This is a genomic window from Psychrobacter cibarius, from assembly GCF_904845955.1.
GTDB classification, from domain to species: domain Bacteria; phylum Pseudomonadota; class Gammaproteobacteria; order Pseudomonadales; family Moraxellaceae; genus Psychrobacter; species Psychrobacter cibarius_B.
Genome location: NZ_CAJGYX010000006.1, coordinates 137,755 through 163,589, shown reverse-complemented (window position 1 = coordinate 163,589; position 25,835 = coordinate 137,755). Strand labels below are relative to the sequence as shown.

Here is a 25,835-nt window from a genome sequence, read left to right as displayed (position 1 = left end):
CATTTAATATGACAACATATTTTTTCATTGGGTGAATAAGTTTTAAGCAAGGGATTTTGTGTGAAGAAGACTTATGCAATGAACTGGGAATACGCTGTCTTTTGTCTTTACTTATCGTTCACTTTATAATCTTTGCTACTAATATCTTTATTAAGTTCAATGTCTTGATGACTATCAACAATTGACTATGTAGATACTTAACATAATTGACCCGATTACGAGATAGTCTACAATGATAAAAGACTATTTTGATAAGCTCTGCCTGTATCATTTTGTTTCCCTTATACTTTTTACGGCGTTAGTACCGTGCTTATTTATAGAGACCGACTATGAGTGATTTTGAACACCCTAATAATAAGCAAGCACCGACTAGCGAGCAAGAAACCAACATTGAGCCACCTCAACCATCTGAGCTACCACCGTATCGCCAGTCTGATACTTTGTCTAAAAAAACCGCTTCAAAATTACCATTATGGTTGTTACCCGTATTGGTAGCCGTGCTTATCATTGGTGTGCTACTTGGAAAGTATTGGGGCGGTAGTGATAAAGCCGTGACCGATGAATCGCCAGTTTCTAGTCGTACTTCAAGTGATGGTGCCACTGCAAGCGCTACGAGCACTGAGCAGGCGGTATTATCAGTAGAAACGGTCAGCCCAAGCCAAGATGATATTGGTAACACACTCAGTGCTGATGGCACCATTGATGCCAAAGATACGGCGAATGTCAGTGCTAAAGTCAATGGCGTGGCTATCGAGCGTATATTGGTCGAAGAAGGTGATCGCGTCAAAGCCGGTCAAGTATTGGCGATATTTGACACCGATGCTATGGATCAGCAAGTTTTGCAAGCAGAGGCAGATGTTGCCGAAGCAGAAGCGACGCTTGCCAATGCCAGCGCTGATGCCGCTCGTGTCCTGCCATTGATTGAGATAGATGCCATTAGTAGGCAAGAAGCCGATCGCTATCGCACTGCAAAACTTCAAGCACAGGCTGCGCTACAAGCCTCCAAAGCGCGTCTGAGCACTCAGCGCTTGAGTGTAGATAATGCAACAGTGGTCGCACCAGTCAGCGGTGTCATCAGCGAGAAAATGGCGGAGGTCGGTATGGTTGCTGGTGGCGAGCCATTATTTACTATCATTAAAGGTGGTATTTTGGAATGGCGTGCAGATATTGATCCCAAGCTTGTCGGTGAAGTCAGTGTCGGGACGCCAGTACGGGTGAGCTTACCAGATGGTGATACGGTAATGGGGAAAGTGAGCCGTATAGCACCAACGGCGGACAACAACCGGCAGATTACCATCTATGCGAGCTTGGCAGCCAATGCAAAAGTACGGGCAGGTATGTATCAAACGGGTGAGTTCCTATTAGGCAGTGCCAGTACGCAAACGGTGCCCAATAGCGCTATCGTCAGCAACGATGGCTATGATTATGTGATGCTAGTAACCAATGTGACCACTCAAGATGGTCAGGCCATGGGTCGTATCAAGCAACAACGAGTGACATTGGGCGAGCGACTTGGCGAAAACGTGGCAGTGCTAGAGCCATTGCCTAGTGACAGTCAAATTGTCAAACAAGGCGGTAGCTTTTTAAATGATGGAGATTTGGTGCGTATCGTTGATGGTGTTAGCCAAACGAGTACAGCAGCGCAGGCACAACCATGAGTTTAAATGTTTCTGCTTACTCGATAAAAAATCCTTTAGTTGCCATTTTGCTATTTATACTACTGACGTTAGGCGGTATTTATGGCTTTATGAAAATGAAGGTGCAGCAGTTTCCTGATATTGACTTACCTGCAGTCGTGGTCACGGTGACTTTACCGGGTGCCGCGCCATCACAGCTCGAAAACGACATCGCAAAAAAGATAGAAAACAAGCTCACCAGTATTGAGGGCATCAAGCATATTCGCACCACGTTACAAACGGGTGCTGCCACCATGGTCACAGAGTTTGTGTTAGAAAAGGATATTCAGGAAGCGGTCGATGATGTGCGCTCGGCAGTAGGCGAGGTACGCGGCGATTTGCCTGCCGCTGCCAATGACCCTATTATTACTAAAGTTTCAACCGCAGGATTCCCCGTTGTCACTTATTCTGTGGCTTCTGAAAACATGAATGTGGAAGACTTGTCTTGGTTCGTCGATGATACGGTCACCAAGCGTCTTTCTGACATACCGGGTGTCAGTACGGTTAGCCGTATTGGTGGTTTGCAGCGTGAGATTACCGTCGCAGCTGACCCGATTACCTTGAGTGGTCTTAAGCTCTCTATCACACAACTATCCAATCAAATCACGGGTATTCAGCAGGACAGCTCTGGTGGTGAAGCAGAAGTGGGCAAAACCACCCAGACGATACGTGTCCTTGGTGCGGTGGAGCGGGCAAGTGAGCTCAATGATTTACAAGTGGCAATCCCAGTAGGCGGCACGCAAGCGCTTGGACGTATGGCACAAATCACAGATGGCGCGGCTGACCCAAGCTCTATTGCTAAGCTTGACGGGCAAACGGTGGTGGCATTTAATATCACCCGTTCGCGTGGTGCCAGTGAAGTTGAGGTCATGGAGCTGGTTGATGCAGAGCTTGCCAAGCTGTCAGCCGATGTAGGTAATATCACTATTGAAAAGGTCTATGATCGGGCAACGCCCATCGCTGAAGATTATCAAGCTTCTTTACGGATGCTGATCGAAGGTGGTCTGTTAGCAGTCGTCGTCGTATTCTTATTTTTGCGCAATATTCGGGCGACTATAGTTGCTGCTGTCGCCTTGCCATTATCAGTGATTCCCACCTTTTTAGGTATGTACTTATTTGGCTTCAGCCTCAATATTATATCTTTGTTGGCATTGTCGTTAGTGATCGGTGTATTGGTCGATGATGCGATCGTCGAGGTCGAAAATATCATACGGCATTTACGCATGGGCAAGACACCGTATGAAGCAGCGATGGAAGCGGCTGACGAGATTGGCTTGGCGGTAGTCGCGACCACCTTTACTTTGATTGCTGTGTTTTTACCCACCGCCTTTATGGGCGGTATCGTTGGACAGTTTTTTCGTCAGTTTGGCTGGACAGCTGCATTATCGATTTTTGCGTCTTTGATGGTCGCGCGTCTTATCACACCGATGATGGCAGCGTATATATTGCGACCAGAGAAAAAACACGTTGAGAAGCAAAGCGCGCTGATGGGTTGGTATCTCAAAATAGTGGCATGGACACTGCATCATCGCTGGCTAACGATGGGTGCAACTTTAGTGTTATTCGTGGCGTCACTGATGCTTGTCAAATTACTACCAACATCGTTTATTCCTGATAATGACATTGACCAAACTCGTGTGGCGATTGAGTTGACACCTGACGTTGCGCTGGAAGACACAGAGCGGGTTGCTGCGCTGGCAAGTGAGCGTATTTTAGCAATGCCTGAAGTCACCAATATTTTTACCTCAGTCGGTGAGGCTCAGGCTAGCATGGACTCAAACTCTAGTGGTGGCAAAGCCGAAAATATAGCAGGTCTAGACATCGTGCTAGCACCACGTGCAGAGCGCGGCTCTAAGCAAGAGATTGAACGTCAAATAAGTAGTTTGTTGGCAGAAGTGCCAGGTGCGCGCTTTACCGTCGGTTTGTCGAGTGGTGGAGAGAGTGGTTATAACTTCTCTATGACCAGTACCAATCCGCAATTGCTTGAACAAACCGCTCAGCAAATCATGTCAGAGATTCGAGGGCTGCCCAGTGCTGGCTCCGTGACCAGTGACCGCAGTTTGCCGCGTCAAGAGTTAACGGTGACGCCAGACAGACTGGCGATGGCGGATAAAGGGGTGACCACGCAAGACATCGCTACGACGTTACGAGTGGCGACGGTGGGTGACTATGAGCAGCGTTTATCCAAGCTCAATTTGGATACGCGGCAGATTCCTATCGTCATTCGTCTACCAGATGTTGCCAAGCAAAATGTCAGTCAATTAGAAGGTCTATATGTACCGAGCTCGTTACCCGCAGGACAGGGTGTACGTGTGGGTGAAGTCGCGTCATTGGACTTTGGCACTGGGCCTGCGCAGATTAGCAGGCTCGATCGAGAACGCGCCATCAGTATCACGGTGCAACCTGCGAGTGGCGAGCTTGGAGACTTGGTACAAGCGGTTAAATCAGTACCTGCCATGCAACAACTACCGCCTTCCATTACCATTATTGACCAAGGTCAAGCAGAAAACATGGCTGAGCTATTCAGCGGTTTTGTGATTGCGATGTCGGTCGGTGTGGTTTGTATTTTAGGCGTACTTATTCTATTGTTTGGGCGTATATTGCAGCCTTTCACCATTTTGATGGCATTGCCTTTATCGATAGGCGGCGCTTTTGTAGGCTTGGTTATTACCAATAGCAGTCTTTCTATGCCGTCGATGATCGGCTTTATTATGCTAATGGGTATTGCCACCAAAAACTCTATCTTATTAGTCGATTATGCACTGATTGCACAGCGTCGAGGTTTGGCGCGTTTTGAGGCTATTATCGATGCTTGCCGCAAGCGGGCGCGTCCTATTATTATGACCACCATTGCGATGGGCGCGGGGATGTTGCCCTTAGTCTTCGGTTGGGGTGATGCCGATCCAACCTTCCGTCGTCCGATGGCCGCTGCGGTATTGGGTGGTCTGGTGACTTCGACGTTATTAAGCCTTGTGGTGATTCCCGTGGTTTATACTTTAATGGATGATTTGTCAGGATGGTTTGCTAAATGGCTCGTACCTAGTGGCAAAGAGCAGACAACGACAGATAGTAAAGTATGATTTAATGGATTTATTTGATCATACTTATGACCATAGCGTTAGCAGTGAGAATGCTATGTTTAAAACAGACAAGCCCATACTGATTGATTAAGTATGGGCTTGTTGTCATTATATAAGAGAGCAATTATAAGAGAGCAATTATAAGAGCACAATCACAAGAGCACAGTCACAAAGGATGTGATGGCTCTATCATTTATACAGCAAAGGAGTGTTACTATGAATCAAATATCCCTCTCGACAGTCATACTGTCCTCTCGAAAGCCGCTACTAGCCTTAAGCATAAGCATGTTGGGTATCGCCAGCAGTCAGGCGAGGACTTACGATATCGACCCCACTCATACCAATGTACGCTTTGCTATTGACCATTTTAATACCTCTACCAACACAGGTGGCTTTTATAATATTACTGGGCAGCTAGATTATGACCCAGCAGCTAAGACCGGTAATATCTCGCTAGTAATTCCTCTGAATAGCCTAAATACAGGCAATACAGCATTTGATATCACACTAAAAAGCGCAGATTTTTTTGATATTGAGCAGTTTCCACTGGCGCAATTTGAGTCTACCAAATGGTATTTTACGACTGATGGTAGTGGTTCAAATGTCAGCAAAGTTGATGGTATGTTGACACTACATGGCAAGACTAATCCCATTACGCTAACGGCCAGCAAGTTCAATTGCTACCTAAACCCAATATTGAAAAAGCCAGTTTGCGGTGGGGATTTCACAACGACCATTGATCGAACGAAATGGGGCATTAGCAAATATACATTAGACCTCTTGCAAAAGTAGTTTCAAGACTCAAAGACTATAACTGAACCCTAAATATTTAAAAGATATGCCAAATATAGCCAAACTACTTGAACAGAGCGATGCAGGTTTTAAACGTTATACTGGCATCCACAAAGCCACTTTTGAGAAAATGCTAGAAGCCATGCAAGAGCATGAAGCTTCCAAGACCAAATCAGGTCGTCCAAGTGAACTTAGCTTAGAGGCGCAGATTTTACTCGCACTGACCTATTGGCGTGAATACCGAACCCTTTATCATATTGGTGTGGACTTCAACGTTCATGAGTCCTCTGCCAGTCGCATTGTCAGAAGAGTAGAAGACATCCTTATCCACTCAGGCAGATTTGATTTGCCACGAAAACTGCCACACGGTAAGCCTGAGGATATCAATTGGTCAGCAGTCATCATTGATGCCACCGAAACGCCCATTGAACGGCCAAAAAAAACCAAAAACAGTACTACAGTGGAAAAAAGAAACAACATACCTTAAAAGCGCAAGTCATCGTACATTGGCAAACAGGACTGATATTGGATGTGCAAACCTGCAACGGTTCAGTACATGACTTTAGTCTTTATAAACAAACTTGTCCTGATTGGCTGCCTAAAAACACCAGCTATCTAGCAGACAGCGGTTATCAAGGTATAGCCAAGCTACACGATCAGACCTTTATCCCCTTTAAGAAACCAAAAGGCGGTGAGTTGCTAGCGCTTTGCAAACAGGCCAATCAATATTTGGCAAAATGTCGTATTCTGGTTGAGCATAAAATAGGGCTGATTAAGCTATTCAAAATTGTGGCTGAACGCTACCGTAATCGACGTCAACGTTATGATTTAAGAATGAAGCTGTTCGCAGGACTGGTAAATCTTGAGCTTAATATCTGACTTTTGCAAGAGGTCTATTATTGGGTATTACTGAAAAAGTTCAGCTAAATATTCAGATTGAAGCTGCAAAGCGCTAACACAATCAATAGAAAGTAATTTTCTATTTATATTATCAAAAAAAAGGCTGAGACTTAGAAAATAAGTCTCGGCTTTTTTAATGAGAGAACCCTTAGATTCGTTAGTTAGTTTATCGAAATTTTCTTTATGCTTTCTTTAGCGTAGCTCATTTTTCTACAGGCTTATTTTTTGCTGAATGCTCCTATCGAGTAAGTCGTAAAGTCTCCGCTATCCAATCTCATGTCATACCATAATTTCATTAACATGAATTATATTCATCTTATATTTAAATAGTATCGTTTTTATTCTTGTAATAGTTTAGGTATGATTCACCTCATACACAAATTTGGTTTTATCTCAAATAATGAGAGTAGATTAGGGTAGCGGATTATCATGAGTAAAGAATTTAGCTGTGCCATTAAGCGCATTCGTTTTGATGAAAACTATCATCCTGCAAATAGCACGCGTCTGACGACGAACTTTGCGAATCTGGCGCGTGGCGAGCATCGTCAAGAGAACTTAAGCAAAACATTAAGAATGATCAATAATCGTTTTAATGCATTGGCACATTGGGATAATTCCACCGCAGATCGTTATTCTGTTGAGGTTGATATTATTTCTGTCGATATGGATGTTGCAGGAAATGGCGATACTTTCCCTATCATCGAGATGCTGCAAACAACGATTGTGGATCATAAAGAGAACACCCGTATTGACGGTATGATTGGTAATAGTTTCTCATCTTATGTGCGCGATTATGACTTTAGCGTCGTCTTATTAGACCATTTCGATAAACATCCATCATCTGTGCCACCAGTAGATTTCGGTGACTTACACGGCAAGCTGTTTCAGTATTTATTGAATTCAGAAGCTTACCAAGCTAATTTCACTAAAAAGCCTGTGATTTGCTTGAGTGTTTCCACCAGTAAAACCTATCAACGTACGACCAATCAGCACCCTGTATTGGGCGTTGAATACAAACAAGATGGCTGCTCTTTGAACAAAGGATCACTAACCGATGAGTACTTTTCCAAAATGGGCTTAACCGTTCGCTACTTTATGCCTACGGGTAGCGCCGCGCCATTAGCATTTTATTTTGCGGGTGACTTGCTGAGCGATTATACCGATCTTGAGCTGATCAGTGCGATTAGTACCATGGAGACTTTTCAAAAAATCTACCGACCTGAAATTTATAATGCCAATTCGGCAGCGGGTCAAGTGTATCAACCGAGTTTGAAGTACCAAGATTATTCGTTAACTCAAATTGTGTATGACCGTGAAGAACGCAGCCAGATGGCATTGACACAAGGTAAGTTCACCGAAGAGCAGTTCATCAAGCCATACCAAACCATTCTTAATGAGTGGGCAGCAAGCTATGATGTGACAAGCAGCATTGTTCAAAAAGAAGCCGTAAAAAAAGCCGCAGCATAGCCAATATAAATGTAGCCGAAAAGTAAAATACAAATTAATAAGAAGATGAATCGTATGACAATATTATTACCGACACAAAAGTTATTACCGACGTCAACGGCTGGCAGCTTACCGAAACCTTCTTGGCTTGCAGAACCTGAAAAAATCTGGTCACCTTGGGCATTAGAAGGCGCGCAACTGCTTGAAGCCAAACAAGATGCACTACGTTTGACATTGCAAGAGCAAGTGCATGCAGGCATCGATATTGTCAGTGATGGCGAGCAGACTCGTCAGCACTTTGTGACCACCTTTATTGAACATTTGGATGGCGTCGATTTTGAGAAGCGCGAGACCGTGCGCATTCGTAATCGTTATGATGCCAGTGTGCCGTCAGTTGTGGGCGCGGTAAGCCGTCAAAAGCCTGTATTTGTTGATGATGCTAAGTTTTTACGTGCGCAAACCGATCAGCCGATCAAATGGGCACTGCCTGGTCCGATGACCATGATTGATACCTTATATGATGGTCATTATAAAAGCCGTGAAAAATTGGCGTGGGAATTTGCTAAAATCTTAAATCAAGAAGCGAGAGAGTTAGAGGCGGCTGGGGTGGATATTATCCAATTCGATGAGCCTGCCTTCAATGTGTTCTTTGATGACGTCAACGACTGGGGTATTGCCACGTTAGAGCGTGCCATTGAAGGTCTAAAGTGTGAGACGGCGGTGCATATCTGCTACGGCTATGGCATCAAAGCCAATACCGATTGGAAAAAGACACTGGGTTCAGAGTGGCGTCAATATGAGCAAGCCTTTCCTAAGTTGCAGCAGTCGAATATCGATATTGTCTCTTTAGAATGCCAAAACTCACATGTACCCATGGATTTAATTGAATTGATCCGCGGTAAAAAAGTGATGATTGGTGCCATTGACGTGGCAACCAATACTATTGAAACCCCTGAAGAAGTGGCCAATACACTACGTAAAGCCTTGCAATTCGTCGATGCGGATAAGCTGTATCCTTCAACCAACTGCGGTATGGCACCACTATCGCGCCAAGTGGCACGAGGTAAGCTGCAAGCGTTAAGTGCAGGCGCAGCAATCGTGCGTCAAGAACTGACCGCTTAGGGTTCATTGAATAAACTGATACAAAATTTAGCTTTTATAGGTTGGGTTTTTAACCCCGTCTATACTAGCTTGTTTAAACTCATGAGTGACCTCAGTTATCAATGAACTTAAAGATTTAAAATTTAGGAGTTAAGTCATGATTGAAGCCACCGATTTTAGAGATGGTATGTCTTTGTTAACAACAGCGGTCAATGTTATTACCACAGAAGGCAGCGCTGGTACTCATGGATTTACCGCATCTGCGGTGTGTAGCGTCACCGATACACCGCCAACCTTGCTGGTTTGCATGAATCAGACGTCTCGCTCACATGCTCATTTTATTGAAAATAAAATATTAAGTGTCAATGTTTTAGGCGCACAGCACGAATCAATATCTAACGCTTTTGCCTCCAAATTGAGTTCACAAGAGCGATTTGAATACGGCTCTTGGTCACAACTCAAAACAGGCGCTCCCGTTTTAGAAGATGCGTTGGTCAGTTTTGATTGTGAGATTGAGGACATTCAGCAAGTGGGCACGCACAGTGTTTTCATGTGCCGGGTGGTCGCCATTAGACAAAGTGAGCAAGAGGAGAGTTTGGTGTATTTTAATCGTGCCTATTCTCGGGTTGGTCAAGTGGATCAAGTAGAAATCGCTTAAGTTGGCTTTTTAACTGATTGATTGTCACTGAACTAAAATAACCATCGTACTAACTCTACATAAGAAGTAAATATCCCGTGGAATTAATCGTTTTTTTAATTATAGGCGCGCTAGCAGGATTTGCTGCGGGGCTATTTGGTGTAGGCGGTGGCACAATTATCGTGCCATTATTATTTATCGTCTTTACGCAAATGGGTTACAGCCCTGACAATATCATGCATTTGGCATTAGGTACTTCATTGGCGACCATCATTGTCACCTCTATCAGCTCGCTCATGGCACACAATAAAAAAGGCGCAGTCATGTGGCCTGTCTTCAAAAATCTGGCACCAGGCTTAGCGATTGGTTGCTTTTTAGGGGCAGGGATTGCAGGGCAGATATCTGGGCTGTACCTTCAGCTCATTGTTGGCGTATTTTTGCTTTGGGTCGCCTACAAGATGTTTTTCGGTGGGAAAAAACAGGTAGCTAATCCTGCTACCAATTCTAGTAGTGCCGACGATGCTAATACACAACTGCCTTCAAAACCTAGGCAATTAGCAGCAGGTGGGGTTATCGGTATCGCTTCTGCCATTTTCGGTATTGGCGGCGGTAGCTTAACCGTGCCTTATCTCACGCGTTATGGTGTAGTCATGCAAAAAGCCGTTGGCACCTCAGCTGCTTGTGGTCTGCCGATTGCCATAGCTGGGGCATTAGGTTTTATATTTTTTGGGATGCAGCAACGAATTGATGTGCCTAACACCATTGGCTTTGTGCATATTTATGCCTTTTTAGGGATCAGCATCATGAGCTTTTTTACCGCCAAGCTAGGCGCGAAAGTTGCTCATATACTATCACCAGAGCTTTTAAAGAAGTGCTTTGCGTTGTTATTAACGGTTGTGGGGTGCTATTTCCTTTATAAGGGGCTGGTTTAAGTCTTTATATTAGCGCGTTTACACTGCAACGTTTAGGTCGTTCAAAAGTCTATTTTGAGTGGTTCTCTTATATCAGTCTGTTTTAGGTGGTCTATTAATGGGTCTAAAGGGTGAAGTATCTGGGTTCTGTTGGGGTATACTCTTTTGTTTTTCAGAATGATCTTTGGAAAGAGAAAATCATTTGTCCTAGAGTCTGATAGCAACTTAGAGGTTAGCAGTACAAGTGCTGGTAGGTTGTTCAAAGAAGGTTTGCTAACCTCTCTTTTTAACCCAAAACTTATCTTATTTTTATGGCTGTATTTCCGCAATTTATCGATACTGAGCAAGCCTATCTTTCTCAATTTCTAATTTTAGCTTCAGCTTTTTGCCTCTTGGTCTTACTGATCCATTTTTGCTACGCAGAAGCATTTGCTTTAGCCAGTCGGTATCTATGGAAAGCTCAAGATAACCTATAGTTAATTACAAAAATAGGCGGTGCAACATTAATGCTCATTGCCGTTCTATTGTGTGTAAGTGTAGTGCTCACTCTCTAAAAGCATCCTATGGTTAATACGAGATTGTCATAAAATTTTTAAATATAATAACCAGCCATAACTTCCTAGGCCAACTACATGACTCCTATATATATACTGCATTGGCTGTACTGGTTACTTTTATTTGGGGTGTAAACTTTACCTTTATTGCATGGGGACTTGAAAGCTTTCCACCGCTAATGCTCACCGCCCTGCGTTTTTTCTTTACCGCTGTGCCACTGGTTTTTTTTCTAAAACCGCCTAAATTTAACCGTACATTACTTATCTATGCTATCGGTACGTTTGTCATGCAGTATGCTTTTGTCTTTACTGCCATGCATTTAGGGGCATCGGTAGGGTTGACGGCACTATGAGCTATGCTGAAGAAACCGTACAATTAAACTTGGTAAACTAACGACTCAAAGAGGAGTTTACCATGGTCAAGAAAGTAAGAACCTACAGCGATGAATTTAAAGCCGAAGCTATTAAGAAGATAGCAGACAATAAGGGTAATGTTTCAGCGACTGCAAAGCAGCTTGGCATAGCCATGCAAACGCTATCTAACTGGCAAAACAAAGCCACTCAAGGCAAGCTTGCAGGGACTGAGCAATATGACCCACAGCTAATGGCCGTGCTAGAAGAGAATAAGCGCCTCAAGCGACAGCTGAAAGTTGCCGAAGAGGAGCGCGAAATTCTAAAAAAGGCGACGGCGTACTTCGCCAAACACAGCTAGTAAAGTACGCCTTTGTTAAAGACAACCAGCAACTCTTTCGCATCAGTAGCATGTGCCGTGTACTACATATTAGACCCTCAAGTTACTACGACTGGCTGGGTCGTGACATCAGCGCTCAGCAGATACATCGTAACCAGTCTGAGCTACTAATCAAAGCGGCACACAGTGAAACAAAGGAGCGCTACGGCTTTGAGCGTCTGCATGCGCATCTAAATGAGCAAGGATATGATATCAGCCCATACATGGTCAGAAGCATCAAGGAAGAACACGGTATCAAATGCCGTCGTCATAAGCGTTTTAAAGTTACTACCGACTCAAACCACAACAAGCTGGTCTATGACAACGTGCTCGATCAGCAGTTTGACGTCAACCGCCCTAACGAAGCATGGGTCAGTGATATCACCTATATCTGGACAACCGAGGGCTGGCTGTACTTAGCAGGCGTTAAAGACTTGTATACCAAAGAGCTGGTTGGCTATGCCATCAACAAACGTATGACCGCTGACTTAGTTTGCAAAGCATTGAACATGGCAATTAAGAATAAGAGACCAAGCAAGGGACTAATTGTTCACTCTGACAGAGGCAGTCAGTATTGTAGCCATGCGTATCATAAGATTATTAAACAGCATCAGTTTATAGGCTCAATGAGTGGCAAAGGTAATTGTTATGACAACGCACCCATAGAGAGCTTCTGGGGTGTATTAAAGAATGAGCTGGTATATCATCAGGACTATAAGACCAGATTTGCCGCTATTACCGATATCATTAGATATATCGAGTTGTACTACAACCAAACGAGAATTCAAAAGGGTTTAGGCTATAAATCGCCAAGACAGGTGTGGTTTGACTATTATCGTCAAGCGGCGTAACTAAAATCTCCCAAGTTTAACTGTACGGATTTGACGGCAGGGGTCAACAACCTCAGTGCTGCTTACAGGAGAGGTCGTGACATGGTGGAAGATGCTGGCAATGATATTGATATTGTCGGGGTTGTTGCTAGCGAATATAAAAATGAAACTGGGAAGAAAGCGCCAGCCAATATGATGTTAGCTGCTCTTATTCCTATAACAGCGCTTACGGTAAATAAAAATAAAAATCCAAACGCTCATAGCCGAAGGTTCAAGTCCTTACTAGGGTACCGAACCTTCATATCTAGCATCAGTATGTCGACTTCTTTGATATGACTATCTAAGATAAACCTTACTCTGTTTAAACTTTAGCGCTGTCTACCCAAGAAAACTCTTCTAAGATACGCATCCATTGGTCATCTAATTTAGCTTTTAGTAATAATGGCTCACCAGTAACCGGGTGGCTTAGTGCTAACGTTTGAGCATGCAGTAGCATGCGCGTACAATCATAGTGAGTACGAAAAAATCGTGTGTGACGTATATCGCCGTGGCTGGTATCACCCACGATATGATGGAATACATGTCGCATGTGCCGACGCAGCTGATGCTTACGCCCAGTCTCGGGTGTCAAGCGCACAAGACTATAGCGGCTCGTGTCATGCTTTTTTGATACGGCAAATGGTAACTCGATTTGTGCCAAACTTTGCCAATGGGTCACCGCCTCTTGATCGGGTTTGTCCAAATCGGCAAACTTATCGGCGATGGCATCGGGTTGAAAGCTCAACGCATAATCAACGGTGCCTTGTTCTGACATATAGCCGCGCACCACGGCTAAATACTGCTTGGTAACTTTGTGTTCAGTAAAAACCTCGCCAAGGCTGCGCGCCACGGCTGAGCTCTTGGCAAACAATAATACGCCTGACGTAGGCTTGTCTAACCGATGCACTGGAAATACATGACAACCTACCGCATCACGGGTGAGTTGCATGGCAAAGCGCGTCTCGCCCTTATCCAGCCAACTGCGATGCACCAATAGACCAGCCTCTTTATTAATTGCCACCAGAAATTCATCTTCATAGATTATTTCTATTTGATTAGTGATTTGATTGGCGGTGCCGCTTTCGATATCCATGTTCTCATTGTCCATACTGTAGATACAGTAATTATATAAGTGATTGAATTATATAAATTACTGACATTTTTCTATTCGTTATTCACAAAAAAATCCTTCGCTATCTTATTCGTACCAGATAGCGAAGGACTCGGTGCAAAAATAAATTTATTGATAATAAAATCAAATGCTTATATTACTCAACAGTCACTGATTTAGCAAGGTTACGTGGCTGATCGACATCAGTACCGCGCATTACGGCGACATGATATGACAACAGCTGTACGGGTACGCTATAGACGATAGGGGCAAGCGTCTCGCACACATCGGGCACATAGACCACATGTAATCTGTCTTCTGCGACCATTTGACTAGATTCACTGGCAAAAACGAACAGCTCACCATGACGCGCGTGTACTTCTTGCATGTTGGCTTTTAGCTTATCAAACATGCTGTCTTTTGGCGCTAGTACGACGATGGGCATGTCTTTATCGACCAAGGCCAATGGTCCATGCTTGAGCTCACCTGCCGCATAGCCTTCAGCGTGGATATAAGAGATTTCTTTCAGCTTTAACGCGCCTTCTAGAGCGATCGGGAATTGTAGACCTCGACCTAAGAACAAGCAGCTCTTTTTATACTCAAAATGCTCACTCATGGCTTTAATAGGCGCATCGAGGTTTAAGCTGGCATGTAGTTGACCACGTAGCTCTTGTAATTGACCAAGCAAGGTACTCAGGTTTTCGCCAGTCATGCGCTCCTGAACGACACCCACTTTTAAGACCAATAGCATTAAAGCGGCGAGCTGAGTGGTGAATGCTTTGGTAGAAGCAACACCAATCTCGGGACCAGCAAGCGTTGGTAAAAAGATATCCGTCTCACGTACCAGAGACGATGTCGGTACGTTGCATAATGCTAAGCTAACTAGACCTGCTGGCGTGTGCTTTTGAATATCACGTAGCGCCGATAACGTGTCTGCCGTTTCGCCAGATTGAGAAATACAAATGACGAGTGTGTTGTCGATGACGACAGGATTGCGATAGCGAAATTCACTAGCGACTTCAACGGAACAAGGCACACGAATAAGGCTCTCAAACCAATATTTTGCGACCAAGCCTGAGTGGTAACTGGTACCACAAGCGATGACTTGGACATGCTTAATGCCTTTTAATTGCGCTTCATGACGCTGTAAAAAATCATCACGCAGTTTAGACGGCTCATCGCTATCTACAGCCATCTCAACAGTACGGGCGACCGCGTCTGGCTGCTCATAGATTTCTTTGAGCATATAATGCTTAAACTCGCCTTTATCCGCATTGTGCTGTGCCGCATCAATTTCATGTATCTGACGTTTTACTTCGACACCATCGGCATAAACCTGAATGCTACTGCGCGTCAATTTGGCGATATCACCTTCTTCTAGATACATAAATCGATTGGTGACCGGTAGTAAGGCTAATTGATCAGAAGCAATAAAATTCTCACCGATACCCACACCAATCACCAGTGGAGAGCCCAAACGAACAGTAATCAACTCTTCTGGGCAGTCGATATGTAGAATACCAAGGGCAAATGCGCCATGTAATAACGGAATAACGGCACGAACCGCCTCTAGTAAATCAGGTGTGGTTTTGTAGATATCATTGATTAGATGAGCGACGACTTCGGTATCGGTCTGCGACGTAAATACGTAACCTTTAGCAATCAATTCTTCTTTTAATTCGGCATAGTTTTCAACGATACCGTTATGTACCACAGCAATCTTGCCTGATACGTGCGGATGGGCATTACGCTGTGCCGGCTCGCCATGGGTTGCCCAACGTGTATGCGCAATACCAATGTGACCATCGAAAAATTCAGGATTAACTGCCACAGCATCGACCAATGCTTGAACTTTACCCACTTGGCGCTCGCGATGGAGTTCGCCATCACGAATGACGGTTAGACCGGCAGAATCATAACCACGGTATTCTAGACGCTTAAGACCCTCAAGTAAGATATTAGCGATATTACGCTCAGCGACTGCTCCAACGATTCCACACATAACTATTCCTTAAATTCGATGTTTCGTGTTTTGATTTTTAAAAGCTTCAATGTTTCAATGCTTAACCGCTCAAATACTTTGAGAGGCGATAATGTTCAGTCAATAAATAATAGAAGTTCATACTGGCAGAGCTTTTATACTAACAATTTTGACGTTATAAATATAAGGAAGCAGCATCACAAAAATTGTCATGCTGCTTAGTATTACTTCAATAGACATTAGTCAAAATGCTGGTGATTGACCATTGCTATTTTGACTTTTTGGTCGGACGCTGAAAGTCGTTTTTCTGAGTTTGTCGTGCCCGTCCAAAGGCTAATGCTTTACTGTCGACGTCTTTAGTAATCACTGAGCCTGCGGCAACCGTAGCGGTATTACCAATAGTCACAGGTGCCACTAAACTTGAATTCGAGCCAATGAAGGCATTGTCTTCAATAATGGTTTGTGATTTATTGACACCATCATAATTACAAGTAATGACGCCTGCACCGACATTGACATCTGTACCAATGGTCGCATCACCGATATAACTCAAGTGATTGACTTTGCTGCCATGACCGATAGTCGATTTCTTAATTTCGACGAAATTACCAACTTTACTATTGTCAGCCAATACCGTTTCAGGACGCAGATGGGCAAAAGGACCAACATCAACACCTGCCCCAATCTCAGCGCGATCAATCACGCAGTAAGGTTTGATATGACAGGCATTACCAATGTGGGCATTTTTGATGACACAGCCCGCTTCGATATAAACATTGTCACCTAAGACACAATCACCCTCGAATACCACACCCACATCGACAAACACGTCTTGACCTGCAGTCAAGGTACCGCGAATATCAACGCGACTTGGATCAGCGAACTGTACACCGGCTTCTTGCAGGTCGGCAACCAGTTTGCCTTGCCACGTGCGCTCTAAGCTAGCAAGTTGTTGGCGGTTATTGACGCCTTCAATCTCAAAGGTATGCTCAGGCTCAATCGCGACAATATTAATGCCTTCAGCGACTGCCATTTTGACAATATCCGTCAGGTAGTATTCTTGCTGCGCATTGTCATTAGACAGCTTTGGCAGGTATTTATGTAATAACGCATTATCGACGCAGTAAATACCGCTATTAATCTCTTGGATTTTTTGCTCATCGGCGCTGGCATCTTTTTGCTCGACGATGGCTTCGATGTTGCCGTCTTTGTCACGTTTGATACGACCGAGACCAAAAGGATTGTCTACGGTCAACGTCAACATCGACATGCCCTCGGTGTTAGCCGCTTGTAGCGTTGCTAATGTCTGGCAGCTGACTAATGGCACATCACCATAGAGAATCAGGCTTTGCCCTTCTTTGGGTAATTCCGACAGGGTCACTTTAACCGCATGTCCAGTACCTAATTGCTCAGTCTGAGCAACCCAAGTAATAGGCAGATGCGCATATTGAGCATTGATATCTGCTTGGACTTGCTCGCCACCAAAACCATGAACAATAATAGTGTCGTCAACCGTTAATTGATGACACGTATCAAGGACATGACCCAATAACGATTTACCAGCCAATGTCTGTAGTACTTTTGGCTTGGCCGACTGCATACGCGTGCCTTTGCCCGCAGCGAGGATAATTACCGAAAGAGGAGATGTCATAATAGCCTACAAATGTAACAAAATATAATTTAGAATTATAGCGCAAACTGTCATTTAACTAAAACGCTATGTCGTGACATCTTTGTAACTTACGTTGCTTGTCATGGGCTTACCATTTACTGGTGGCTTGCTGATAAATTGGCTATCGTCACAAACGCATTACTAAAAAAGTGGGAGAGTTAAAAAAATGCTGGACTATAAACGACAATCGGTTATGAAAGACCGTCGCTTATATAAAAGCGAGGCTAATTTAACAATTAAAGGATGGTGATATAAATAATGATCCAAACGGCTGCTGCCATGATACCTGCGATGATATCATCAAGCATGATACCTAGGCCGCCTGCGACTTTTTTATCTGCCCAGCCAATCGGTGGTGGCTTAATAATGTCAAAAAAGCGGAACAATATAAAGGCGATAATAATGGCAACAATAGAAGAGGTTTGAGCGATATTTTGCCAAAAATTACCGTCAGCGATACCCATATAAGACAGCGGCAGTAGAGTAAGCCACATGCCTGCCCATTCATCCCAGACGATATGCGGGTTATCATGACCACCCATTAGCTCTGAGGTACGACCGCATATCCAACTACCAATCACACAAGAGAGAATGGTAATAATCAAAAATGGCACGAATCCTAAGCTTAGCAATGGTATCGCGACGATTAAGCCACCAACCGTGCCCCAAGTACCGGGTGCACGGCGAGGCAGACCACTACCTAAACCTAACCCAAGCCAATAAACTACGCGGTCAAGCATACTGGCATTGGCGGGTAGCGGCGGGCAGTCATTGGCTTTACGGATATCAGGCTTAGATAGGTTGTGATCAATCATGGCTTAACCTGCAAAATGTTGGTAACCCGTCAGATTGGGCCAAGTAGTAAAGGGGGCGGGATGGGTAGGTGTGATTGGCTGTCCTTGATAAAAAAGCTCTGGTCGTAAACTCTTGGTAGCATCTGGCTCATTTACGGTTATGACTTCGCCGATACAGGTAACAGGCGTGTTGCTACTGTCATTAACAGGTGGTTCAATATGAGCAGGCAAAGTAAAAGCCAATTCATAATCATCACCGCCAGTCAGCTGGCACAACAAGCGCTCGGTTAACTCAGCGTTTGCCAATGCTTTGCTAGTAGGTAGCTGATCAAGATGAATGCGCATACTAACGCTGCTTTGTTGGCAGATATGTCCAATGTCTTGATACAGACCATCAGAGATATCTATCATCGCCGTCGCACCGATTTTTGCCAATGCTGAACCCAGTGCAATACGTGGCGTTGGCATATGTAGGCGATGCGCAAGCTCAATACCGATAGCAGTATCAGGATGCTGTAGCGCATAAGCGGCATCTCCAAGCGACCCTGAGACATAAAGTTTGTCGCCAACTTGCGCGCCTGAACGGTAGACGGCTAGCGTCTCTTTGGTGAGTAACCCTTGCGCGCTGACACTCAGCACTAAATTGTCGCTGCGCGTGGTATCACCACCAATCAGCGTCACCCCAAATAGCTGGCAAGCATGAAATAAGCCTTTAGCAAATTCACTTAACCAGTGCTCATTTGCCAAGCGCTGAGGTAAGGCTAATGCCAGTAGAATACTATGCGGAGTTGCACCCATAGCGGCAATATCTGAGACGTTCACTGCCACGGCTTTATAACCGATGGTAAATGCAAGCTTATTTACTTGCTCCCAGTCAGCGCTAAAATGTCGACCTTGAACCAGCGTATCAATACAGCTGACCAAGCGTGCGCCTGCAGGCAAGCTCATCACCGCCGCATCATCACCAATGCCTTTTTCAAAACTGCCTTTGTCGACAATGCCTTTGTCGACAATGCTAGACAATGACTGTGCAGCTTGTATTTGGGAGAATATACGCTCAATCAGCTCAAACTCATTCATGATTAGTCTTTGCTGTCTGCATCAGTGCGGTCTGTTTCAATCGCTTTTTTGCTCGCTTTAAAGTCACTAATATTGGCAGTAGCTTTACTAGCACTATTGCGTTTGACGGTAGCATTATTGGCACTAATACGAGGCTTGTTTGAAGCGGTTGATTTTTCTTCAATGGCAGCTGTATCAGCACTATCTTCTATATCGGCGTTATCGTCAGCATTGCTATCCGCTTTTATTATAGGTTTAGCAGCCGCTTTTTGTGAGGTGCGTAAATTGGCTTTGCTATCTGCTTCTACTTCAATAGCACGTAGCTCTACCGCCATTTTATCAAGGACGGCATTAATCAATTTATGCGCGTCAGTAGCGCCAAAATGATTATTCAGCTTCATCGCTTCATCAAGTACCACTTTATAAGGAATCTCTAAGCGGTTTTGTAGCTCGTAAGCACCAATTAAAAGAATAGCGTGTTCAACGGTATCCAATTTATCGATTTCACGGTCAAGATGCTGAGAGATAAGGACATCTAGCGCCTCGATTTGCTCCGGGATGTCACGCATCATTTCATGATAATAGCCAATATGTACGGTATGCATGGCATTGGTCGCGCGTGTACGAGCGGCGATATCATGTGGGGCATTGTCTTTCCAGCCAAGCTTACCATCGATATCGAAGCGGCGGTCAGTGACGAGCCATTCGTATAGACCTTGCATCGCGAAGCGTCGCGCTTTACGGATAGCGGTGTGACTGGTCTTGTAAGAAGACTCACTCATATCGAAGATTTGATCACCCGCACTGCTGCTCGCGATGCGCGTGGCTTCAGCTTGTTTATCATTGGTTTGGGCGGTTTTCGCAGCGCTGATAGCGCGCTTGAGTTGGTCAGTCATAGGGGGTCTATACCTAGTTGCTAAGATAAAAAGTTTTTAAGATAAAAGTTTTAAAATAAAATGTTAAATAGTAGTTAGCTGGCAGGCTTTGCCAGTCGAGTTTTGTAGCGTACTTGGTAACAGTCTTTGTAACACTGACGCTGTGGTCTCGATAAAAACGAAAGCTCATAAGAACCACAGCGCTCATTAAATAACAAACAGCCTATCAAATGACGGCTTGATTAAGCATCTTCACTGTCATCTTCAATATCTAACTGTGATAGTACCGCAAGCATTTCTAGTACAACCATCGCCGCTTCTGAGCCTTTGTTACCCGCTTTCGTGCCAGCACGCTCAATCGCTTGCTCAATACTATCAGTGGTCAATACGCCGTTTGCGACTGGAATGTTGTAATCCATCGCTACCGCGCTTAAGCCTTTTGCAGATTCGCTTGCAACGAAATCAAAATGCGGCGTGCTACCACGGATAATCGCACCTAAAGCAACGATGGCGTCAAAGCGATCAGACTCAGCGGCACGTTGGGCAACCAATGGCAATTCAAAAGCACCAGGTACGCGGATAACGGTAATGTTGCTACCTAATACACCGTGACGTAGTAGCGCGTCAATTGCGCCATCTACCAATGATTCAACCACAAAACCATTAAAACGACCGACGACGATACCAATACGAACGTCTTTGTTTTGATGTAAATTACCATCGATGTGAGTCACGTCATTGCGCTGCTGTTGTAGATTTGACATAAAAAATCCTTTGCCGAATGGGCTTTTAATTAAAATGTAGGCATAAATAATGCGCTAAATATATCGCTAGGTTCAAATGGCTTATTATCCGTTAGATAATCAGTTAAATGAACGAAAATAAGTGGTTAGCGCTATGATAACATTTTTTTCTGTTTTATTTGTACTTTACGAGCGTACTATAGACGCATTTGTATGCCTTGCGCTGCCATATACGCTTTGGCTTCTTGAACCGTATACTCACCAAAATGGAAGATGCTGGCAGCAAGGACGGCATCGACGCCACCTTCTAACACCCCTTCGGCTAAATGTTGCAAATTGCCGACGCCACCTGAGGCAATAACGGGCACATTAACGCGGTTAGTAATTTGCTTCATCAGGGCCAAGTCATAGCCTTTTTTGGTGCCATCGCCGTCCATCGAGGTGACGAGTAATTCGCCAGCGCCAAGCTCAGCCATTTTGCTCGCCCAAGCCACAGCATCAATACCTGTTGGTTTACGACCACCATGGGTAAAAATTTCCCAACGCGGCATGATGATGCCATCAACGTCGATATCTGCAACGCGTTTGGCGTCGATAGCAACGACAATACATTGATTACCGAATTTCTGTGCGGCTTCACCAACGAATTCAGGGGTAAATACCGCTGCAGAATTGATCGCTACTTTATCCGCACCTGCATTGAGTAAGTTGCGGATATCCGCAATCTTACGCACGCCACCACCAACTGTCAGCGGAACAAATACCGTCTCCGCCATACGCTCAACGGTATGATAGGTGGTATCGCGCTCGTCATTGGTCGCAGTAATGTCCAAAAAAGTAATTTCGTCAGCGCCTTGTTCGTTGTAGCGTTTCGCTACTTCGACAGGATCGCCTGCGTCTTTAATATCGACAAATTGTACGCCTTTGACCACACGACCATTATCAACGTCCAAACAAGGAATGATACGCTTTGCTAACATAGGGACTTTCGCCTTATAATCAATTCATTCTATAAGCGCTAGTCTAGCAAAATCACCGCCATCTCAGGCAGGTTTTCGCAAGATTATTATGCTTTTAACCAAAGTTTGCTCATGCACGGTACAATCACTGTCATTACCGTCGATATTTATCCTATTTACCTTCTTTTAATTGCCATAAGTGAGATGTCATGTCCGTCTATACCCAGTTAACCGATGACCAGTTTGCCGATTTTTGCCACCGTTTTGGCGTATCGTTCGCCCGTGCCATTCCGATTACCCAAGGTATCAAAAACTCTAACTGGTTTATTCAAACGACTGACGATGTAGATGGCGCACACTCTTATGTGTTTACCTTATTTGAAGAGCGTCCACCAGAAGATATCGAAAAGATGGCGATTATCTTAAATCAATTGGACGGTAAATTACCGGTCGCCGCGCCGTTATCATTGCTTGATTTAGGCGCTGATAGCGCAGAAAAATGCTATGTCATACGCTATGACAATAAAGCAATTACCTTAGTGCCATGCCTAGCGGGCTCGCATCCACAGCAAACCACACAAGCGATGTGTCATGAAATTGGCGCCGCTTTAGCGATGCTGCATGAGACATTGCAAGCACTACAACCTGCGGAAGAATATGGCGTGCCTTTATACCCATGGAGCGAGGTGCGCGATCGTGAAATGCAGTTTATGCCAGCTGACGAAGCCAAATTGATGAGTGATATTTGGCAGTCTTATACGGATTTGCCGCTTGCCACTTTGCCAAAAGGCTTATGTCATTTAGACATGTTTGCTGATAACACGCTATGGAACTTATCGTTAAATAATAGCCAAAAAAGTGAAGCGCGTCTGACTGGGTTGTTAGACTTTACCGAAGTTAGCGTCGAACACTATGTGATGGATATTGCCATTACGATTAATGACTTTTGTACCACTTGGGGTATGGCTGAACAAGGCGAGTCGGTAAATTTTGATCGCAGTAAAATGGCGGCTTTCTTGCAAGGCTATGAGTCGAAACGCATGCTCGGTGAAGATGAAAAACGTGCCTTACCAGTGATGCTCGCAAAAGCGGCGGTGATTTTTTGGCTATTACGTCTCAACGTTATTCACTATAACCGTACCGAAGGTCGTACGGGCGATAACATCATGGTCAAAAATCCTGACCTGATGAAACGCCTTGCTGCTTATCATTGGTCACATGTAGAAAAAGCGCAAAGTACCGTGTTTGTACTAGAGCATGCGCGTTATAAAGAAGATGATAAAAATAACGATGTCGAAGATTTTAAGATAATCGGTGTGTTTGCGACTGAGCAACAAGCACAAGCTGCTATTGAGCAATTAAAATCACAATCTGGCTTTAAAGATTATCCAAACGGTTTCAATATTGATGCTTATCCGTTAAATCAAATTAATTGGTCACAAGGTTTCGGTTGCTAATAGAATGATAGCAACGAGTTATATTTATAAATATTTAAAAGGAATTTATCATGACCGATCAAGTTGATAACTGGCACAAACTGGCACGCTACGACACCAATATTCAAGGTGATCTGCATGCCAATCTGCTGCGTAACAATGGTATTACGGTGTCTCTGCAACCGCTGAGCGCAATGCCGGGTATGAATTCTGGGATTGTGCTGTGGGTGCAGGATACTGATTTGGCGCATGCACAGCGCATTTTGGCAAATATTGACACCGATGGGGCAACGCCTTATGAGGTGTTTGATGAAACGTCAGCCGCCAAAATTAACCCTACTTTAAATTCTGCACAAGACGACAAGAACGGCGGTGAAGTATAAATGTGTCAACTCCTAGGAATGAACTGTAATACCCCAACCGATATTGGTTTTAGCTTTGCAGGGTTTCGTCGCCGCGGTGGCATGACCGATAGCCATGAAGACGGCTTTGGCATTGCATTTTTTGAGCGTAGCGAATGCACTAATAGTGACAAACCAGAGAATGCTTCAACTGGTCTACGCTTATTCCATGACAATCGCCCAAGCCATTTATCGCCCGTGGCTGATTTGGTTAATAACTATCCAATCAAAGCCATGAATGTTATCGCTCATATTCGTAAAGCGACCCAAGGGCAAAATTGCTTGGCGAACACGCATCCCTTTGTCCGTGAAGTGTGGGGCGAGCAGTGGGTTTTTGCCCATAACGGGCAGATGAATAGCGAATTTATCAAACGCTGTCAGCGCTTGCAAGACAACGGCAACGCCTCACATTGCCAGCCAGTCGGCACAACTGATTCTGAAATGGCGTTTTGCTACCTTGTTAATCGCCTAAAAAGTAGCTTTAAAACCCGTCCGGATGACAAAACGCTGTTTAACTTTTTGACCACTCAATGTCGTTATTTATCCGCCAATGGGTTGTTTAATTGCTTGATATCAAATGGTAGCTGGCAATTGGCTTATGCGGGGAGTTTATTGTTTTATCTCACGCGTCAAGCGCCGTTTGGCGAGGCGAAATTGGCAGATGATGATTTGGCGATTAACTTTGGTGATGTGACGACAGATACCGATAAAGTGACGATACTAGTGACCGTGCCATTGACTGAAAATGAAAAATGGCAACAGTTAGCCGTCAATGAATGTCTGATATTCCAAGATGGCGACGTCATTTATAAAGATAGTCCAAGCCAGCGGAAGTTTTTGACGATTGATGAAGGCATTGCGGTGGCACGGGCGGTTGGGGCGAGTGTTTAGGCTGGTTGACTTGTATTTTTAAATTGGTTGTTCCGCTATGAAATTAATAGTTTAATAAAAATTAGGTGAATCCATGTTAGGCAATGACGTTCAAATCAAACAGCTTGTGGGCGTAGGCGATGTACATCTCAGCTTTCAACCTGACCAAAGAGTCTACTGCCTGATTGGTGAAAACGGTATCGGCAAGACAAAGTGTTTAGAGGCTTTGTTTACTGCTTACGCTGCTTCTAATAAAAGAATAAATAAAATAGTAAGTGACTTAGATACTCACGAAGAGATTAGAAAATTTAAATCGTTTACTACTGAAAATTTAATAGTCGAATTTATGACAGGTGATAATGTCCTTACTTTTAAAGATTTTAGAAAAGCCTCTGATTCTAAGATACCTTTTGTTATAAGCTCCATCAATAATAGAGGCTCAATAGAAGAGGGAAGAGATATTGATAATAGTATCGGGAACTTAAGTAAAAGAAAGAGTGATTATTTTTTGAAAGTGGCAGAGTGGTTTTATACAGATAACAAGCGTGGAGAAATATTTAGTAACGATATAAAAGAGTGGGTCGTACAACGTGCACAATCTGCCAATCCTTATCAAGCCGCCGAAGATAATCGCGAAGTTGAAATCATCACACTGTTAAATTTACTTAACCAAGTAGACGAACGAATTGATAGTAAGTTTCTTGAAATCTCAGGAAGTAATCGCGTATTTATCAAAGTATCTGACAAGAAAACCGAACTATCTAAGCTTTCTAGCGGCTTTGCTTCAATTCTAAAAATCATGCAATCTATCATCGCAGGCTATAGCTATTTTACCAATGAAACTAATATTGCTCATGTCAAAGGTGTGGTATTTATCGATGAAATCGAAAGCCACCTACATACTAAGTGGCAAGCGACTATTATTCCTACTTTAAAGCGCTTGTTCCCAAATACGACGTTTTATATCACTACTCACTCCGCTATTGTTTTGAGCCAATTACAACATGGCGAAGCTTATGAGTTATACCGTGATAAAGAAGATGGAATCGTAAAAACTGAGCTGATAGAACATCCCAATAATGCAGCCTTTATAGACCTACTAAAAGATGCCTTTGATATTGATATCAATCGTCTTAAGCTGGCACGTGATAATGCGCCACAGCAAAAAAATGCAAAAAAAATGTTATCTGAACTGCTAGAAAAGCGAATTAATGAGATTAAAGAGGGAACGCAATAAT

General features: G+C 44.0%; 24 protein-coding genes. 16 read left to right on the top strand and 8 right to left on the bottom strand.

What is annotated here, in order from left to right:
* The first annotated feature begins 329 nt into the window (after window positions 1-329).
* The 12 genes from JMV76_RS12345 (at window position 330) to JMV76_RS12290 (ending at window position 12,993) form a co-directional block, all read left to right on the top strand.
* Window positions 330-1,658: an efflux RND transporter periplasmic adaptor subunit gene (locus tag JMV76_RS12345; protein WP_201502892.1), complete on the top strand. Its 1,329-nt coding sequence runs from the start codon at window positions 330-332 to the stop codon at window positions 1,656-1,658.
* Window positions 1,655-4,756 (top strand): efflux RND transporter permease subunit, encoded by a 3,102-nt coding sequence (locus JMV76_RS12340; protein WP_201502891.1) that lies wholly within the window; start codon window positions 1,655-1,657, stop codon window positions 4,754-4,756. Before JMV76_RS12345 ends, JMV76_RS12340 begins: the two co-directional genes overlap by 4 nt.
* 216 nt (window positions 4,757-4,972) lie before the next feature.
* Window positions 4,973-5,548, top strand: a complete 576-nt coding sequence (locus JMV76_RS12335; protein ID WP_201502890.1) for a YceI family protein — start codon at window positions 4,973-4,975, stop codon at window positions 5,546-5,548.
* Between the two features lie 46 nt (window positions 5,549-5,594).
* The gene (locus JMV76_RS12330; RefSeq protein ID WP_201501705.1) at window positions 5,595-6,035 is read left to right on the top strand and encodes a transposase family protein; all 441 of its coding nucleotides are present in this window, start codon (window positions 5,595-5,597) and stop codon (window positions 6,033-6,035) included.
* Between the two features lie 11 nt (window positions 6,036-6,046).
* The gene (locus JMV76_RS12325; RefSeq protein WP_238069273.1) at window positions 6,047-6,427 is read left to right on the top strand and encodes a transposase family protein; all 381 of its coding nucleotides are present in this window, start codon (window positions 6,047-6,049) and stop codon (window positions 6,425-6,427) included.
* A 450-nt stretch (window positions 6,428-6,877) separates the two neighbouring features.
* Window positions 6,878-7,915, top strand: a complete 1,038-nt coding sequence (locus JMV76_RS12320) for a DUF1852 domain-containing protein (RefSeq protein WP_201502889.1) — start codon at window positions 6,878-6,880, stop codon at window positions 7,913-7,915.
* A 54-nt stretch (window positions 7,916-7,969) separates the two neighbouring features.
* Window positions 7,970-9,016 carry a methionine synthase gene (locus JMV76_RS12315; RefSeq protein ID WP_201502888.1) on the top strand — a complete coding sequence of 349 codons (1,047 nt, stop codon included), beginning with the start codon at window positions 7,970-7,972 and terminating at the stop codon, window positions 9,014-9,016.
* A 136-nt stretch (window positions 9,017-9,152) separates the two neighbouring features.
* Complete coding sequence (locus JMV76_RS12310) at window positions 9,153-9,653, top strand: flavin reductase (RefSeq protein ID WP_201502887.1); 501 nt, start codon at window positions 9,153-9,155, stop codon at window positions 9,651-9,653.
* A 77-nt stretch (window positions 9,654-9,730) separates the two neighbouring features.
* The gene (locus JMV76_RS12305; protein WP_201502886.1) at window positions 9,731-10,564 is read left to right on the top strand and encodes a sulfite exporter TauE/SafE family protein; all 834 of its coding nucleotides are present in this window, start codon (window positions 9,731-9,733) and stop codon (window positions 10,562-10,564) included.
* A gap of 634 nt (window positions 10,565-11,198) precedes the next feature.
* The gene (locus JMV76_RS12300; protein WP_227690369.1) at window positions 11,199-11,450 is read left to right on the top strand and encodes an EamA family transporter; all 252 of its coding nucleotides are present in this window, start codon (window positions 11,199-11,201) and stop codon (window positions 11,448-11,450) included.
* 62 nt (window positions 11,451-11,512) lie between these two features.
* Window positions 11,513-12,678, top strand: a protein-coding gene (locus tag JMV76_RS12295; protein WP_201502525.1) for an IS3 family transposase whose coding sequence is annotated in 2 segments (ribosomal slippage) — window positions 11,513-11,771 and window positions 11,771-12,678 — 1,167 coding nt in all. Because the reading frame shifts where the segments join, the coding sequence is not laid out codon by codon here.
* Between the two features lie 81 nt (window positions 12,679-12,759).
* Window positions 12,760-12,993 carry a hypothetical protein gene (locus JMV76_RS12290; RefSeq protein ID WP_201502885.1) on the top strand — a complete coding sequence of 78 codons (234 nt, stop codon included), beginning with the start codon at window positions 12,760-12,762 and terminating at the stop codon, window positions 12,991-12,993.
* A gap of 25 nt (window positions 12,994-13,018) precedes the next feature.
* On the opposite strand, the gene truC is transcribed toward JMV76_RS12290, so the two are convergent.
* From truC to hisF, 8 genes are all read right to left on the bottom strand, one after another.
* Window positions 13,019-13,789 (bottom strand): tRNA pseudouridine(65) synthase TruC, encoded by a 771-nt coding sequence (gene truC, locus JMV76_RS12285; RefSeq protein WP_201502884.1) that lies wholly within the window; start codon window positions 13,787-13,789, stop codon window positions 13,019-13,021.
* Between the two features lie 175 nt (window positions 13,790-13,964).
* Window positions 13,965-15,809 carry a glutamine--fructose-6-phosphate transaminase (isomerizing) gene (gene glmS, locus JMV76_RS12280; RefSeq protein ID WP_201502883.1) on the bottom strand — a complete coding sequence of 615 codons (1,845 nt, stop codon included), beginning with the start codon at window positions 15,807-15,809 and terminating at the stop codon, window positions 13,965-13,967.
* A gap of 247 nt (window positions 15,810-16,056) precedes the next feature.
* Window positions 16,057-17,439, bottom strand: a complete 1,383-nt coding sequence (gene glmU, locus JMV76_RS12275; RefSeq protein WP_201502882.1) for a bifunctional UDP-N-acetylglucosamine diphosphorylase/glucosamine-1-phosphate N-acetyltransferase GlmU — start codon at window positions 17,437-17,439, stop codon at window positions 16,057-16,059.
* 257 nt (window positions 17,440-17,696) lie between these two features.
* A complete protein-coding gene (locus tag JMV76_RS12270) occupies window positions 17,697-18,275 on the bottom strand; it encodes a phosphatidylglycerophosphatase A family protein (protein WP_201502881.1) in 579 nt (192 codons plus the stop codon).
* A 3-nt stretch (window positions 18,276-18,278) separates the two neighbouring features.
* Complete coding sequence (gene thiL, locus JMV76_RS12265; protein ID WP_201502880.1) at window positions 18,279-19,334, bottom strand: thiamine-phosphate kinase; 1,056 nt, start codon at window positions 19,332-19,334, stop codon at window positions 18,279-18,281.
* A gap of 2 nt (window positions 19,335-19,336) precedes the next feature.
* Complete coding sequence (gene nusB / locus JMV76_RS14910; protein WP_227690367.1) at window positions 19,337-20,209, bottom strand: transcription antitermination factor NusB; 873 nt, start codon at window positions 20,207-20,209, stop codon at window positions 19,337-19,339.
* A 221-nt stretch (window positions 20,210-20,430) separates the two neighbouring features.
* A complete protein-coding gene (ribH, locus tag JMV76_RS12255; RefSeq protein ID WP_045445783.1) occupies window positions 20,431-20,952 on the bottom strand; it encodes a 6,7-dimethyl-8-ribityllumazine synthase in 522 nt (173 codons plus the stop codon).
* Window positions 20,953-21,128: 176 nt separating this feature from the next.
* Entirely contained in the window at window positions 21,129-21,911 is a 783-nt protein-coding gene (gene hisF, locus JMV76_RS12250; RefSeq protein WP_201502879.1) for an imidazole glycerol phosphate synthase subunit HisF, read from the bottom strand.
* 188 nt (window positions 21,912-22,099) lie between these two features.
* On the opposite strand from hisF, the gene JMV76_RS12245 reads away from it, so the two are divergent.
* The 4 genes from JMV76_RS12245 (at window position 22,100) to JMV76_RS12230 (ending at window position 25,834) form a co-directional block, all read left to right on the top strand.
* Entirely contained in the window at window positions 22,100-23,347 is a 1,248-nt protein-coding gene (locus JMV76_RS12245) for a homoserine kinase (protein ID WP_201502878.1), read from the top strand.
* Window positions 23,348-23,397: 50 nt separating this feature from the next.
* Window positions 23,398-23,709 (top strand): DUF2007 domain-containing protein, encoded by a 312-nt coding sequence (locus tag JMV76_RS12240; RefSeq protein WP_045452353.1) that lies wholly within the window; start codon window positions 23,398-23,400, stop codon window positions 23,707-23,709.
* Window positions 23,710-24,618 carry a class II glutamine amidotransferase gene (locus tag JMV76_RS12235; RefSeq protein ID WP_201502877.1) on the top strand — a complete coding sequence of 303 codons (909 nt, stop codon included), beginning with the start codon at window positions 23,710-23,712 and terminating at the stop codon, window positions 24,616-24,618. It abuts the gene before it with no gap.
* Between the two features lie 73 nt (window positions 24,619-24,691).
* Complete coding sequence (locus tag JMV76_RS12230) at window positions 24,692-25,834, top strand: AAA family ATPase (protein WP_201502876.1); 1,143 nt, start codon at window positions 24,692-24,694, stop codon at window positions 25,832-25,834.
* Window position 25,835 lies beyond the last annotated feature (1 nt).